Source organism: Sulfitobacter indolifex (assembly GCF_022788655.1).
GTDB lineage: Bacteria > Pseudomonadota > Alphaproteobacteria > Rhodobacterales > Rhodobacteraceae > Sulfitobacter > Sulfitobacter indolifex.
Map to the genome: position 1 here is coordinate 459842 of NZ_CP084951.1, position 13921 is coordinate 473762.

Consider the following 13921-nt stretch of genomic DNA (forward strand, 5'->3'; position numbering starts at 1 on the left):
TGCGAAAACATCCAAAAAAATGTACCGGGCGCTGAAACTTTAACTCCCCTTTATCCGTGTTTGCCCCATATCCAATGTCCCGGACCAAAGCAGGACCCCTATGCCTTTTGAAGCGATGAACGACGCCACCGACCCTAAGCATCCTATCAGCCGACGGGTCGCGGTGATTGGCGGGGGTATTTCTGGTATGGGGGCGGCGCATATGTTGGCGCCGACCGACCGGGTGACCCTGTTTGAGGCAGGCGCGCAAATTGGTGGCCATGCGCGTACTGTGATGGCGGGCAAGAATGGCGATCAGCCGGTCGATACCGGGTTTATCGTGTTCAACTATGCCAATTATCCGCATCTCGCGGCGCTTTTCGCCGAATTGGACGTGCCCGTCGTGCCGTCGAACATGAGCTTTGGTGCGTCCATCGATGGCGGGCGGCTGGAATATGCGCTGACCAATTTTAACGCGGTCTTTGCGCAAAAGCGCAATATGTTCAGCCCGCCTTTCCTGCGGATGCTGCGTGATATCGTGCATTTCAACAAAAACGCGCTGGCCGTATCGCGTGATCCGTCGATGACGATTGCGCAGTTTCTCGACCGGCTCGGCACCGGGCGCTATTTCCGCGACTTCTATCTCTCGCCGCTTTCCGGCGCGATCTGGTCGACCCCGACCGAGAAGATCATGGACTTCCCGGCCCATGCGATGGTTAACTTTTTTGAGAACCACGCGCTGTTGAATTACTCCGGCCAGCATCAGTGGTACACGGTCAAAGGCGGCTCGCGGCAGTATGTTGATCGGCTTGAAAACGCCCTGCGCAACAAAGGCGTGGAACTGCGCACCGACAGCCCGGTCCAAGCCGTGCGTCGCACCGCGCAGGGGGCCGAGGTCCGCGCTTGGGGCGGTGAGTGGGAGGCGTTTGACGAAGTGATCTTTGCGACCCATTCCGATGACACGCTCAAAATGCTCGCCGACCCGACGGAGGCCGAGCAGCGCGCGCTTGGGGCAATTCGCTATCAACCGAATGATATCATCCTGCACGCCGACGCCAGCATCATGCCCAAGCGCCGCTCTACTTGGGCGTCATGGGTCTATACCGAAGACAGCCATCAGAAGTCTGACCGGATTGATCTGACCTATTGGATGAACTCGCTGCAACCGATCCCGCAGGACGACCTGCACTTCGTGACGCTCAACACCAAGCGGACGATCCGCGAAGAGCTTATTTACGATCAAACCACGCTGCGGCATCCGGTTTATGACCTTGCCGCCTTAGCCGCGCAAGACGAGGTGCGCGCGTTCAACTGCAGCCACAACACATGGTTCTGCGGCGCGTGGATGCGCCATGGTTTCCACGAAGACGGGCTGGCCAGCGCGGTGGATGTGGTCGAGCGGATGCAGGCCGCGCGGGCGGCACCATTGGCGGCGGAGTGACACCGCGGGTCGATCATATCCGAGGGCAAACCTTTCATGGCCGCAAGGGCGCGGTGGAGAACCGCTTTCGCTATTCGGTAGACTATGTGCTGTGCGATGCGGAGGCGAAGGAGTTGGCAACACCCTCGCTGTTTACCCGCAATGGAGCGGGACTAACGAGCCTGCAAGACAGTGACCACGGTGGCGCTCCGGGGCAGGGGCGTGGTGCTGCATGGGTGCGTGAGGTATTGGCAGCACATGAGATTACCGGCGTGCAGCGGATCGAACTTTTGGCGCAACCGCGCGTCTTGGGGCATGTGTTTAACCCGGTTAGCTTTTGGCTTTGCCGCCGGGCCGGGGGCGCGCTCATCGCGGTGATTGCCGAGGTCACGAATACATACGGCGACCGGCATTCTTACCTGTGCCATCAACCTGGAATGCGGCCTATTCTGCCCGAGGATCGCCTCAAGGCGGCCAAGCTCTTGCATGTTTCACCCTTTCAGGATGTTTCAGGCGGTTATGTCTTTCGTTTTGATATCAACGCCGCGCGGATCGGCGTTTGGATCGATTTCACCGATGGCGAAAACGGGCTGATTGCCACGCTGACCGGCCCGCGTGCACCGCTGACCAATGGTGGCATCCTGTGGTCGCTGCTGCGCCGCCCCTTTGGGGCGCGGCGGGTGCTGGCGCTGATACATTGGCAGGCGCTGAAGCTGTGGATCAAACGCGCCGGATTTCGTGCGCGACCCGACGCGCCCGAGAGCGAGGTCTCGCGCGATAGTGCCCATGGCGTAGGTGGCCGATGACGGCGCGTGCAGCCGGTCTTCCTGCCTATGCGCTGTTTGCGGCATTGCTCGCGTCGGCAGGGCTGCCGATCTACATCCACGCGCCGAAATTTTACGTCGATGAATATGGGGTCTCGCTCACCGCACTCGGGGCGGTGCTTTTTGGGCTGCGGTTGCTTGATGTTGTGCAAGACCCGGCACTTGGTTGGCTGGCCCAAGCATTGCGGGCGCAGCGGGCGGCGGCAGTGGCGGTGGCCGCCACGGTAATGGCGCTGGCAATGCTGGGGCTATTTGCCGTGCCAGCCCCCGTGGCCCCGGTGCTTTGGTTCGCGTTCATGCTGACGCTGGTGTTCTCTTCTTTCAGTTTTCTGACAATTTGCTTCTATGCCCAAGGGGTCGCCAAGGCAGATACACTGCCGGGCGCAGGCCATTTGACCCTAGCCCGTTGGCGCGAGACCGGAGCGCTATTGGGGGTCTGCGTGGCCTCTGTGGCGCCTTTGTTGCTGGGCATGGCGCTTGACCGGCCCTTTGCGGGTTTCGCGGTCGGCTTTGTGGTCTTGGCGCTTTGGGCCGCGACCGCGATGCGCGGCGAATGGCGTGCGGCGGGGGTGCCGGTGGCCAGCGGATTTGGCATTGTTTTACGCGACCTACAAGCGCGGCGGTTGCTTTTGATCGCGCTGGTCAATGCAGCGCCGGTGGCCGTCACCTCAACCTTATTCCTGTTCTACGTCGAGTTGGCCCTCGACGCGCCGGGATGGGAAGGGCCGTTGTTGCTGCTGTTCTTCTTGGCTGCTGCGGGGGCAGCGCCACTTTGGGGAATTTTGGCCGAACGCCACGGCGCGCGGCGGGTGCTGTTGATCGCCATGGCCTTGGGCATTGTGGCCTTTGGTGGCGCGCTGTTGCTGGGGCCGGGGGATGTGATGCTATTCGCGCTGGTCTGTTTGGCCTCTGGCGCAGTTCTAGGCGCGGATTTGACGCTTTTGCCCGCCATGTTCGCCGCCCGCATGGCCCAAATCTCACCATCGGCAGCCGAAGGTTTTGGACTTTGGTCGTTCGTGTCTAAATTGACCTTGGCTTTCGCAGCCGTTGCTCTACTTCCAGCTTTAGAACGCGCAGGATTGCAAACCGGAGCGGGTGACAGCTCCGAGGCATCCATCTCCCTGTTGATCTGGTTCTATGCTGGTGTACCTTGCGCATTGAAATTGCTGGCGATCGCTCTGCTTGCCAGTGCCAATGCCAGTGCCAATGACGTGGAGAAACCGTGACAGAGCCGCTGATCTTTATCGCTGTCGGGCTTGGCCTTGGTCTATTGCTAACCTTTCTGCGCCGCCGGTTGGGAGAGTTCCACGGCCAGTCGCCGAGCGACTATGTAGATTCATTTCCCGTGTTCGACCTGCGCTTGCATCTGCGCGATAAGATGATCTGCGAAGGCGTGATTTTTGGCCCTCTCGGCCGGGTGACAAGCAGTTTTACCGCCGTGTTCGACGTCTCTTGGGAGGGGAACGTGGCCACCGTGGCAGAGACGTTTCGCTATAACGACGGGTCTCGGCAAGAACGGGAATGGACGGTAACGCTGGGCAAGAACGGTAACTTTATCAGCACCGCACCTGATGTGGTGGGCGAAGGGCTGGGGATACAATCGGGCCCGACGTTGCAGCTGCGCTACCGGATCCGCTTGCCCGAAGAACTGGGAAGCCATGTCTTGAAGACCGTCGATTGGATGTATCTGACGCCCGATGGCACCATCGTCAATCGCAGCCAGTTTCGGAAATTCGGGATCAAAGTAGCAGAATTGGTTGCCACGCTGCGACCGGCGGAGGAGCGATGAAAGACTGGCAAGGTAAGACCTATTGGTTGGTCGGGGCAAGCGATGGGCTTGGCGCTGCACTTGCGCATCAACTCAGCCGTACGGGTGCAGAAGTGATCCTTTCGGCCCGTTCCGAGGACAAGCTGACCGAATTGGCCCAAGCATTACCGGGCCGGGCGCGGGTGCGTGTTATGGATGTAACCGATGACGCCGATGTGGCAGCCGCCGTGCAGGATATCGGCCCCATTGATGGTCTGGTCTATTTGGCCGGTGCCTATTGGCCCTTCGGCGCAAAGGACTGGCAGGCCGGTCACGGTGTGACGATGGCGGACGTGAACTTTACCGGGTTGATGCGGGTCTTGGGGCAGGTGGTGCCCAATATGGTCGCGCGCGATCACGGCCATATCGTTATCACCTCTAGCCTCACCGCCTATCGCGGGCTGCCCGGTTCTATTGGCTATACCGCGTCCAAGGCCGCGACGCTGTCATTGGCAGAGTGTATGCACGCCGATCTGCGCAAGACGGGCGTGCAGGTTCAGGTCATCAACCCCGGTTTTATCAAAACCCAGTTGACCGATAAGAACGACTTCAAAATGCCCTTCTTGATGGAGCCGGAAGACGCTGCGCGCCGGGTTTTGGAGCATATGGGCGGCGACAGCTTTAAATTGGACTTCCCTTACGGGTTCTCACTGCTGTTCCGTTTGGGGCGGTTTTTGCCAGATGGGCTTTATTACCGGCTGTTTTCTTAAGCTTAAACCTCGGCAAGGTGCTGGGCGAATAGAGCCCGCGCCCTTTGCCAGACTGCGTTGTCCGCCTCGGGCAGCGCAAGCAATGTGCTAAGCAACTGGCTGGCGAAATCCTCAGAGCTTTCGAGCGGCAGCATCGAGGGAAGGTTGTCGATGGCCATGACATCCAGCGGCGGATCATCATGCACACGCCGCGCGGGCGCCTCCCACGTCGTCGCGCGGTCATAGACTTGTACTGGGTTGAACGCGCTGTCGGGGTCACAGGCGATGTCACCGATCACCCGCAATGCGCGGTCTGCCTGCGGTGCATCAGGGCAGACAAAGGCCGGCGTGTCTGGGCCAGCGAGGATACAGTTAAAGAAATAGGCATGCTCAAGGATCTCAGCGAACGGTCCGCCATGGGCGGTTTCAGCCATGTCCCAGCCGGTCACGGGGATGCCCAAGGCTGTGCAAAGGTCACTGGCCCCGCGCCCGACGCGGCCCAAAGCACCGATCACCAGCGCCCGGTCGGCGCTGCTGTCCACGTCGGCCAATTCCTTGGCCAGTGCGGCCTTTAACGCCTCGGCGTTAGGGTAGGGCTGCACCTGCCCGCAGGATTCACCGCGCAACTGTGCGATGCGGCATTTGATAGAAACGGCAGCCCCGGCAAAGCCCGCCCAATAGCCAAAGGCCGCAACCCGGCGACCATTGTCATCCGTCAGGTATTCCAGATCCAGCAGTGTGCCACCGCCTGCCTTGAACCGCTCCAGCAGCTTACGGCCCGAAGATTGCCCTTTGTAGGCATGGCCGAACATGATGTGCGTATGCGGCAGAGGGGTGCCATCTTCGGGCAACTCCTTTAGGCCGAATATCACCGCATCCCCCGGCGCGTCTGGCCAGCTATGCGCCGGGACAATTTCGCAGCCCGCCTGCGCATAGGCGGCGGTGGCGATGACACGGGTGTCGCTGTCTTCAACGCTCACCTTCATGCCTGCTGCAATCAGGGCGGCCGCGCCTTCGGGTGTCAGCCCCGTGCGGGTCTCATTATCCCGCTGCTCTGCACGGAGCCACAGATGGGTCATGCGAGCATTCCCTTGTCACGGATGGTTTTCACACTGGCACGGTCTTCCATCCGGGCGGCGAAAGCGTCGAGTTTGGGGAAATCCGCGCGGTCAACACCATCCCCTTTCAACCAGCACGACACGACGAACAGATAGGGATCAGCCAGTGAAAGGCTGTCGCCAGCGACGTAATCCCCAAGAAATGCGTTATTCTCTATATAGGCCGCGCATTCCGCCATGGTCTGCGGCACCTTGGCCGTCATATCGTCAAAGCTGGATTGCTGGTCGGCCCAGCGGTGGCCCCGCATTTTATGGGCGTGCGCCACATGCATGGTCGAGGCGAGGTAGTACATCACCCCCCGCATGTGTCCGGCGGCGTCGGGATCGGTAGGGACCAGTGATGCGTCGGGCGCGCGCGTGGCGACATATTCCAAAAGCGCGCCGGTCTCGGTCAAGGCGGTGCCCGCTTCGGTGACCAGCGTGGGAACACGGCCCTTGGGGTTCAGCGCTAGATAAGGCGCTGCGGTTTGCTCGGCCGTTGCGAAATCGACCTTCACCGGCTCGTAGGACAGCCCGGCTTCTTCAAGGGCAAGAGCAACGGCCACCGAAATCGTGCCAGGGGCGTAGTGGAGTTTCAGCATGGAGGTCAGCCTTTCACGGGAGAGGGATTACATATGCGTTTGTGCAAGACGCCGGTCAGGCCGGTCAAGATGTGGCACGGCGTTGAACAGCACCGGCGACCAGTGCCCGCCGATGGGAAAGAGCCGGTGCATCGAGGTGTGCATGATCGCCAGCGCCAGCCGCGCCATCGCCGGGATGCCGACGCCCATGGCCTGCGCCATCGCCAGAGAGATCAGCCCGCCTGAGGTCACCACCAGCGCCGGTCCTTCGCCCTCGGCAATCTCGGCCAGCGCGGATTGCACCCGCGTTTCAAAGTGCTCGTAGGTCTCAGGCGTGTCGGCCAGTTTGCCCGCTTTCCAATAGTCAAAGACCTGCGGCAGGTGATGCACAAACTCGCCCGCGCGGGGGAAGGGCACCTTGTGCTGCTGCTCCATCAGACTGGCGAGGGTGAAATACTCCAACTCGTTCAGCCGCGCGTCGCGAATGGGTTCCAGCCCGGTGTTCATCCCCTCCGCCGTCTCGATGTGGCGCGTCAACGTGCCGGTATAAAGCCGCGTGTGGTGGGTTTCACTCTGGCGCAAATGGTCGCCCAGCCACGCGGCCTGCTCATGACCCAGCGGGCTGAGTTTATCATAGCTCAGCTCGTCCTTCGCGGTTGAATTCGCTTGGCCGTGGCGGATCAAAGTAATGTGGGACATCAAAGGGCTTTCACTGTTCGCCCCAGTGATAGGGCAGCTTGTCTGGCCATTCAATGCAATGTGGGGCGGCGGCGTTTATCCGTGACGGGGTGTCGGGATTGGCCCCTGACACGCGCCGGGTTTTGCTTATAGTTTGGGCAATAGCTAGCGGGAGGGGTAGCCATGGCCGAGAGGATCACATTCACGCTTGATGGGCAAACTGTTGAGGCAGAGGCTGGCATGACCATTTGGGAAGTGGCCAATGGTCGGGGTCTTAAAATCCCGCATCTGTGCCATAAACCCGCCCCCGGCTATCGCCCCGACGGCAACTGCCGCGCTTGTATGGTTGAGATTGAGGGCGAGCGCGTGCTGGCGGCCTCCTGCATCCGTGAGCCTGCCGATGGCATGGTGGTGACCACCAACAATGCGCGCGCCGAGAATGCCCGCAAGATGGTGATGGAACTGCTGCTAGCAGACCAGCCCGCGCAGGACGTGGCGCATGACAAGTCGAGCCACATGCGCGACATGGCGGCCCTGAGCGGGGTGGAGAGCAGCCGTTTTCCCAAGCTGGAGCGGGACCGCATTCCGCTGTTGGATGACAGCCATGTCGCGATGCGGGTCAACCTTGATGCGTGTATCCAGTGCAACCTTTGCGTGCGGGCGTGCCGCGAGGTGCAGGTCAACGACGTGATCGGCATGGCCGGACGCGGGCATGATGCCTATCCGGTGTTTGACATCGACGATCCCATGGGCGCATCGACCTGCGTGGCCTGCGGTGAGTGCGTTCAGGCCTGCCCGACGGGGGCGCTGATGCCTGCCACGGTGGTGGATGAGCAGCAGGTGGGTGATAGCGCGGATTACGACAGCGAGGTTGAGAGCATCTGCCCCTTCTGCGGCGTGGGTTGCCAGATTTCGCTGAAGGTGAAGGACAACAAGGTCAAGTACGTCGAGGGCATCAACGGCCCGGCGAACGAAGGGCGACTCTGCGTTAAAGGCCGCTTTGGCTTTGACTATATTCACCACGATCACCGCCTGACCAAACCGCTAATCCGCCGCGACGATGCGCCCGCTAAAGGGCTGAACGTCGATCCCGGCAATTGGGGCGAGGTTTTTCGCGAGGCGTCTTGGGAGGAGGCGCTAGATTTCGCAGCAAAGGGTCTTAAGGGGCGCGGGCGCGAAGTGGCGGGCTTTGGCAGCGCCAAATGCGCCAATGAGGAAGCCTATCTGTTCCAGAAACTGATCCGTCAGGGCTTTGGTCATAACAACGTCGATCACTGCACGCGGCTGTGTCATGCCTCATCCGTGGCGGCGCTGATGGAGAACGTCGGCTCAGGCGCGGTGACGGCAACTTTTAACGAGATCGGAAACGCTGATGTGGCCATCGTCATCGGCGCGAACCCGGTTGAGAACCACCCCGTCGCCGCAACATATTTCAAGCAGTTCACCAAACGCGGTGGCAAGCTGATCGTGATGGACCCCCGCGGCGTGGGGCTGCGGCGCTTCGCCAGCCATATGCTTCAATTCCGCCCCGGCACTGATGTGTCGATGCTCAACGCGATCATGCATGTGATCGTCGAAGAAGGGCTGTATGACGCGCAATATATCGCCGCCTATACCGAGAATTGGGAGGCCGAAAAGGCGCACCTCGAGGACTTCAGCCCCGAAAAAATGGCCCCGATCTGCGGTATCGAAGCCGACGTGCTGCGCGATGTGGCGCGGACTTTTGCAGGGGCCAATGCGGCGATGATCTTTTGGGGCATGGGGGTGAGCCAGCACATTCACGGCACCGACAATTCGCGCTGCTTGATCTCTCTCGCGCTGATGACCGGCCAAATCGGCCGTCCCGGCGCAGGGCTGCACCCGCTGAGGGGGCAAAACAACGTGCAGGGCGCGTCTGATGCGGGGTTGATCCCGATGTTCCTGCCCGACTATCAGCCCGTGGGCGACGATGGCATGCGCAGCGCCTTTACCGAAGTTTGGGGCTCGGGTGATTTCAGCGCCGAGAAGGGGCTAACCGTGACCGAGATCATGGACGCGGTCCATGACGGCGACATCAAAGCGATGTATGTGCTGGGCGAAAACCCGGCGATGTCGGACCCGGATGTGGACCATGCCCGCGATGCGCTGGCGAAACTTGACCACCTTGTGGTGCAGGACATCTTCCTCACCGAAACGGCGAATTACGCCGATGTGATCCTCCCGGCCAGCGCCTTTGCGGAAAAGTCGGGCACGGTGACCAATACCAACCGTCAGGTCCAGATGGGCCGCCCGGCGGTGACACCTCCCGGGGAGGCGCGCGAGGATTGGTGGATTGAGGTGGAGCTGGCCAAGCGGCTGGGGCTGGACTGGTCTTACGAAAGCCCGGCGGATGTCTTTGCCGAGATGAAGCTCAACATGAAGTCTTTCGACAACATCACATGGGACCGTCTGGCGCGTGAAAATGCGGTGACCTACCCGTCGCTCAGCGCGGATGATCCGGGGCAGGCGATTGTTTTCGGCGATGGCTTCCCGCGCCCTGAGGGGCGGGCCAAATTCACCCCCGCTGCGATCGTGGCCCCTGATGATGTGCCGGATGCAGACTACCCGATGATCCTGACCACCGGGCGGCAGTTGGAGCATTGGCACACTGGCTCAATGACCCGCCGCTCCAAGGTGTTGGATGGATTGGAGCCGGAGGCAAACTGTTCACTCCATCCGTCGACCCTGCGGCGTCTTGGCGTGGCACCGGGTGAACATGTGCGGCTTTCCACCAAACGCGGCAGCATAGAGATCATGGCCCGTGAGGACCGCGCCGTGGCCCCTGATATGGTTTTCCTGCCCTTCGCCTATGTCGAGGCCGCGGCGAATATCCTGACCAATCCAGCGGTTGACCCCTACGGCAAGATCCCGGAGTTTAAATTCTCTGCCGTCAGGGTGGAGGCGGCGAAAGAGGCCGTTGCCGCCGAGTAAGGAAAGTACCGAGAAATGAAGATTAATGCCGCGCGATTTTTAAAAGATTTGCATGGTCTGCGTGCTATTGGCGCGGCAGGCGTGGGCAAGGGCGTGGTGCGCCCGGCCTATTCCGCCGCCGATGTCGAGGCGCGGGACTGGCTCGCCGGACGAATGCGGGAGGCAGGGCTCAAGATTGAGGTCGATGCCATGGGCAACCTTTTTGGCTTGGCCGAGGGGACATCGATTCTGCTGGGCTCACATTCCGACAGCCAGCCCGAGGGCGGCTGGCTGGACGGTGCCTTGGGTGTGATCGCGGCGCTCGAAGTCGCCCGCGCGGCGCAAGAGGCCGGTGGCCCTGCGGTATCGGTCGTGTCGTTTCAGGATGAAGAGGGGCGCTTTGGCGTGACCACCGGCTCGACCGTCTGGTCGGGCGCTTTGGATCAGGCGGAGGCAGACGGGTTCACCGATGATGCCGGGGTCAGCTTGGCCGAGGCGCGCAAGGCCGTGGCTGGTATGGTGACCGGCCCGGTCGATCCGGCGCAGTTCAGCGGCTACATCGAGCTGCATATCGAACAGGGTCCGACGCTGGACAACAGCGGCGAGCAAATAGGTGTGGTCAGCGATATCGTCGGCATTCGCGACATGAAGGTGACCTTTGAAGGCCAGCAAAACCACGCAGGCACCACGCCGATGCAGGTGCGCCGCGATGCCTTTCAGGCGGTGTCTGAGTTCAACAGCCTGCTGAACGATCGGCTGCGCAATGTGGTGACGCCGACCACGGTCTGGACCATTGGCCATGTCAGCCTGCATCCCAATGCTTCGTCCATCGTGCCGGGCAAAGCAGTGTTTTCCATGCAGTGGCGGGACGGAGACAGCGACCGTCTGGCCCGGATGGAAGCGATCATCCGCGAGACGGCCGAAGAGGTGGCCAAGACCCGCGGGATGGACCTGTCCTTTGGTTCGATGCTGGGGTTGGAGCCTGTGGCGATGGATGCACGACTGCAAGATGCGCTGGCCCAGGCGGCGGATGCCGTGGCCCCCGGCAAATGGCGCAAGATGCCTTCGGGTGCCTTGCATGACGCGACCAATGTGGCGCGATTGATGCCCGTGGCGATGTTGTTCGCGCCGTCGATCAATGGGATCAGCCATGCCTTTGAAGAGGACACGGCGGAAGAGGATCTGATCGCAGCGGTTGAGGTGCTGGGGCGGGCCGTCGCGGCGCTTTGAGCGCCTTTAGTCCCAGTTCACATCACCAAGGAAGATATAGCCCGCGCCGTAGATCGTCTTGATCAGCTGCGGGTTCTTGGGGTCTTCGCCAAGCTTCGTGCGCAGCCGCGAGATACGCACATCCATCGCCCGATCAAAACTCTCGGAAGCCACGCCGCCGAGGCTTTCTTGCATCTGCGCGCGGCTGATCAGGCGTTTCGGCGCGTCGAGGAACAGGCGCAGCACCTCGCCTTCTGCATGAGAGAAGGTGACTTCAGCGCCTTTCGCGTCCTGTAAGACATAGCGGTCAAAATGCGCGGTCCAGCCGTTGAAACGCGCCGTGGTGCCCGCCTGTGGCGTCGGCTTGGCGCTGCGCAGGCGGGCGCGAATGCGGGCAACGACTTCGGCGGGGTCAAAGGGTTTGATGATGTAATCGTCGGCCCCCAGTTCCAGCCCGGTTACTCGGTCTTGCACCTGCGCGCGGCCCGAAATGATGATCACAATCGCGCCTTGTTCCAGCGCCAACCGGTGCACCAATGTCAGCCCGTCGGTGTCGGGCAGGCTGAGATCGACAAGACAGACATCAGGGGTATGCGTGGCCAGTGCCGCCTCAAAAGCCCGCGCGCGGCCAAAGCTGAGGGTGTCGAACCCGGCTTCCTCAAGGGTGTCCGACAACATGCTGCGGATTTCGGGTTCGTCATCCAGAATGGTGACCAGCGGGCGCGGGGTGGTGTCACGGCTCATGGGGTGGCAGCTTTCAATGGGGCAATCAGTGATTGCAAATCGTCTTTGTCAAAGGGTTTGCGCAGCACCGGGACGAGGGTTTGGGCCTCAAGAAGCAGCGGGTGATCGGCGGGCAGGGAGGTCATCAGCAACAGCGGCAGGCTGCTGCCGATGCGGCGGGCAAGGTCAATGCCAGTGCCTTCGCCCGATAGCTGAATGTCCGAGAGGACAAGGGTGATGTCAGGCAGATCGGCGATCAAAGCGGTGGCCTCATCGGCGCTGGTGGCTTCGATCACCGAATGGCCCTGATCCATCAGCATGTCCCGCACCACGGCGCGAATGTCGGTGGTGTCTTCGACCAGCAGCACCAGCCCGGTCGTGGCTGGCACAGCGGCGCGGAAGGGCAAGCGCAGGCTAATCTGCGCGCCGCCTTCGGGCGCATTGCTCAGCCGCAGATCGCCGCCAGAGGATTTCGTCATGTCGTAGACCATCGACAAACCCAGCCCAGACCCTTCGCTGCCCTTGGTGGTGAAAAACGGCTCAACCCCGCGCTCCAGTGCCGAAGGCGAAAAGCCCGGTCCGGTGTCATGAACCATCCATTCGATCCAAGTGTCATGCACCAATCGCTGCGTCAGGGTGATGGTGCCGCTGGCACCGCAGGCGTCGCGGGCATTGAGGATGAGGTTCAACAAGCTGTCCTGCACCCGCCCCTTATCAAGCAGGACCGACCCCTCCGGCGCGTCATTGCGCACCACCAGCGCGCATTTCGGCGGCAGGGTGGGGGCTGCGAGAGTCGAAAGCTCGTTCAGCAGGTCGGCGAGATCAGTGGCCGCAGGGCGCAGGGCGCGGGGTTCGGTCACATCAGCGATTGAGCTGAGCAAGGTGCCACCACGCCGCGCAGCGGCGAGGGTGCCATCGACCAGTTCGCCAGCTTGAGGCGGCAGATCGGGCAGGCGGGCGAGTTTCGACTGCATGCCAAGGATGATGGTCAAAAGGTTCGAGAAATCATGCGCCAGCCCAGAGATCATCCGCGAGGCGAGCTCTCGTTTCAGCGTTTGTTGCAGGGCTACCCGCGTTTGCGTTTCCTCGGTGATGTCCATCGACAGGATATAGACCCCGCCGCGCCCGTCGGGGGTAAATGCCCCACGAATGCGGCGGGCGGACGCATCATCGGTGAACTCAATGACCGCTGGGCTGCTGGCATAGGCTTGGGTCAACGCGGGCATGATCCGCTCATAGGCTGATGCCCCGAGCGCGTCGCTAATATGCAGACCGTAGATATTGCTGGGCCGTCCCGGCATAACGCTGCTGAGGCGGCGGTTGGAATAGATGTAGCGGCCGCTGGCGTCGACATGGGCAATATGCGCGGGCATCATCTCGGTCGTCAGGCGGGTGCGGGCTTCGCTTTCGGTAACCTGCCGCTTTGCTTCCTCCAGCGCGGTGATCGTCGCCTCTAGCTTGCGGTTGCTGGCGGCAAGCTGTTCGGCGTGGGACAGGACCTGATCGCTCAGCGCGTCCGATCGCGCACGCAAGAGCGCCTCTTGGCGTTTGGTGTTGGTGATGTCGGTGTAAACAGTCACCCAGCCGCCTTGGGGCAGCGGGGAACCTTCGACGCTGATGGTGCGCCCGTTCGAGCGGGTCCGCTCCATATAATGCGGCACGAAGGCCTGCGCCTGCTCGACACGCTCGGCCACAAAGGCATCGACATCCGTGACCTCGCCATATTCGCCGGTCCCGGCAAGATGACGGATCGTATCTTCAAACGGCGCACCGGGGGTGACCAGCGCATCGGGCAGGTCGAACATGGATTGAAACGGCCCATTGCAGACCGCGAGGCGCAGGCTACTGTCATAGATGGTAAGCGCCTGAGCGATCAGGTTTAGACCAGCATTGGTCAGCGCTTTGGTTTGGTCGTCGGTGATCTGCATCGGCATACCCTGACGGTAGGGCCAGCGCCGCGCAGAGGAAAGGCCAAATGGTGCTTGA

At 61.5% G+C, this 13921-nt stretch carries 12 protein-coding genes; 7 read left to right on the forward strand and 5 right to left on the reverse strand.

Features of this window, described 5'->3' with window-relative positions; all coding sequences use genetic code 11:
* Window positions 1–100: 100 nt before the first annotated feature.
* From DSM14862_RS02230 to DSM14862_RS02250, 5 genes are read left to right on the forward strand one after another with little or no spacing between them, the layout of a single operon-like run.
* Complete coding sequence (locus tag DSM14862_RS02230) at window positions 101–1420, forward strand: NAD(P)/FAD-dependent oxidoreductase (protein WP_007118781.1); 1320 nt, start codon at window positions 101–103, stop codon at window positions 1418–1420.
* Window positions 1417–2205, forward strand: coding sequence for a DUF1365 domain-containing protein (locus DSM14862_RS02235; protein ID WP_007118782.1), 789 nt, complete (start codon window positions 1417–1419; stop codon window positions 2203–2205). The genes DSM14862_RS02230 and DSM14862_RS02235 overlap by 4 nt, the downstream gene beginning before the upstream one ends.
* On the forward strand, window positions 2202–3449 hold the full coding sequence (locus DSM14862_RS02240; RefSeq protein WP_007118783.1) for an MFS transporter: 1248 nt from the start codon (window positions 2202–2204) through the stop codon (window positions 3447–3449). The genes DSM14862_RS02235 and DSM14862_RS02240 overlap by 4 nt, the downstream gene beginning before the upstream one ends.
* Window positions 3446–4012 (forward strand): DUF3833 family protein, encoded by a 567-nt coding sequence (locus DSM14862_RS02245; protein WP_007118784.1) that lies wholly within the window; start codon window positions 3446–3448, stop codon window positions 4010–4012. The genes DSM14862_RS02240 and DSM14862_RS02245 overlap by 4 nt, the downstream gene beginning before the upstream one ends.
* The gene (locus DSM14862_RS02250; RefSeq protein ID WP_007118785.1) at window positions 4009–4740 is read left to right on the forward strand and encodes an SDR family NAD(P)-dependent oxidoreductase; all 732 of its coding nucleotides are present in this window, start codon (window positions 4009–4011) and stop codon (window positions 4738–4740) included. The genes DSM14862_RS02245 and DSM14862_RS02250 overlap by 4 nt, the downstream gene beginning before the upstream one ends.
* A gap of 2 nt (window positions 4741–4742) precedes the next feature.
* Here the strand turns inward: DSM14862_RS02250 and DSM14862_RS02255 are convergent, their stop codons facing one another.
* The 3 genes from DSM14862_RS02255 to DSM14862_RS02265 are packed head-to-tail and all read right to left on the reverse strand — an operon-like array spanning window position 4743 to window position 7096.
* Entirely contained in the window at window positions 4743–5798 is a 1056-nt protein-coding gene (locus DSM14862_RS02255; protein WP_007118786.1) for a saccharopine dehydrogenase, read from the reverse strand.
* Window positions 5795–6418, reverse strand: coding sequence for a glutathione S-transferase family protein (locus tag DSM14862_RS02260; RefSeq protein WP_007118787.1), 624 nt, complete (start codon window positions 6416–6418; stop codon window positions 5795–5797). The genes DSM14862_RS02255 and DSM14862_RS02260 overlap by 4 nt, the downstream gene beginning before the upstream one ends.
* Before the next feature lie 27 nt (window positions 6419–6445).
* Window positions 6446–7096 carry a histidine phosphatase family protein gene (locus DSM14862_RS02265; protein ID WP_007118788.1) on the reverse strand — a complete coding sequence of 217 codons (651 nt, stop codon included), beginning with the start codon at window positions 7094–7096 and terminating at the stop codon, window positions 6446–6448.
* Between the two features lie 162 nt (window positions 7097–7258).
* Here DSM14862_RS02265 and fdhF point away from each other — a divergent pair, with 162 nt between their 5' ends.
* Together fdhF and DSM14862_RS02275 are read left to right on the forward strand one after the other, a co-directional pair.
* Window positions 7259–10024 carry a formate dehydrogenase subunit alpha gene (gene fdhF, locus DSM14862_RS02270; RefSeq protein WP_007118789.1) on the forward strand — a complete coding sequence of 922 codons (2766 nt, stop codon included), beginning with the start codon at window positions 7259–7261 and terminating at the stop codon, window positions 10022–10024.
* 15 nt (window positions 10025–10039) lie between these two features.
* Window positions 10040–11233: a Zn-dependent hydrolase gene (locus tag DSM14862_RS02275; RefSeq protein ID WP_007118790.1), complete on the forward strand. Its 1194-nt coding sequence runs from the start codon at window positions 10040–10042 to the stop codon at window positions 11231–11233.
* A 6-nt stretch (window positions 11234–11239) separates the two neighbouring features.
* Here the strand turns inward: DSM14862_RS02275 and DSM14862_RS02280 are convergent, their stop codons facing one another.
* Both DSM14862_RS02280 and DSM14862_RS02285 read right to left on the reverse strand, forming a co-directional pair.
* Window positions 11240–11956: a response regulator transcription factor gene (locus DSM14862_RS02280; RefSeq protein WP_007118791.1), complete on the reverse strand. Its 717-nt coding sequence runs from the start codon at window positions 11954–11956 to the stop codon at window positions 11240–11242.
* A complete protein-coding gene (locus tag DSM14862_RS02285) occupies window positions 11953–13863 on the reverse strand; it encodes a hybrid sensor histidine kinase/response regulator (RefSeq protein WP_040700472.1) in 1911 nt (636 codons plus the stop codon). Before DSM14862_RS02285 ends, DSM14862_RS02280 begins: the two co-directional genes overlap by 4 nt.
* Window positions 13864–13921 lie beyond the last annotated feature (58 nt).

Bases quoted from the DNA above. Each gene is read 5' to 3' on its own strand.
- DSM14862_RS02250 (WP_007118785.1), top strand. From the start codon at position 4,009: ATGAAAGACTGGCAAGGTAAGACCTATTGGTTGGTCGGGGCAAGCGAT.
- fdhF (WP_007118789.1), top strand. From the start codon at position 7,259: ATGGCCGAGAGGATCACATTCACGCTTGATGGGCAAACTGTTGAGGCA.
- DSM14862_RS02265 (WP_007118788.1), bottom strand. From the start codon at position 7,096: ATGTCCCACATTACTTTGATCCGCCACGGCCAAGCGAATTCAACCGCG.
- DSM14862_RS02255 (WP_007118786.1), bottom strand. From the start codon at position 5,798: ATGACCCATCTGTGGCTCCGTGCAGAGCAGCGGGATAATGAGACCCGC.
- DSM14862_RS02280 (WP_007118791.1), bottom strand. From the start codon at position 11,956: ATGAGCCGTGACACCACCCCGCGCCCGCTGGTCACCATTCTGGATGAC.
- DSM14862_RS02240 (WP_007118783.1), top strand. From the start codon at position 2,202: ATGACGGCGCGTGCAGCCGGTCTTCCTGCCTATGCGCTGTTTGCGGCA.
- DSM14862_RS02275 (WP_007118790.1), top strand. From the start codon at position 10,040: ATGAAGATTAATGCCGCGCGATTTTTAAAAGATTTGCATGGTCTGCGT.
- DSM14862_RS02230 (WP_007118781.1), top strand. From the start codon at position 101: ATGCCTTTTGAAGCGATGAACGACGCCACCGACCCTAAGCATCCTATC.
- DSM14862_RS02285 (WP_040700472.1), bottom strand. From the start codon at position 13,863: ATGCAGATCACCGACGACCAAACCAAAGCGCTGACCAATGCTGGTCTA.
- DSM14862_RS02260 (WP_007118787.1), bottom strand. From the start codon at position 6,418: ATGCTGAAACTCCACTACGCCCCTGGCACGATTTCGGTGGCCGTTGCT.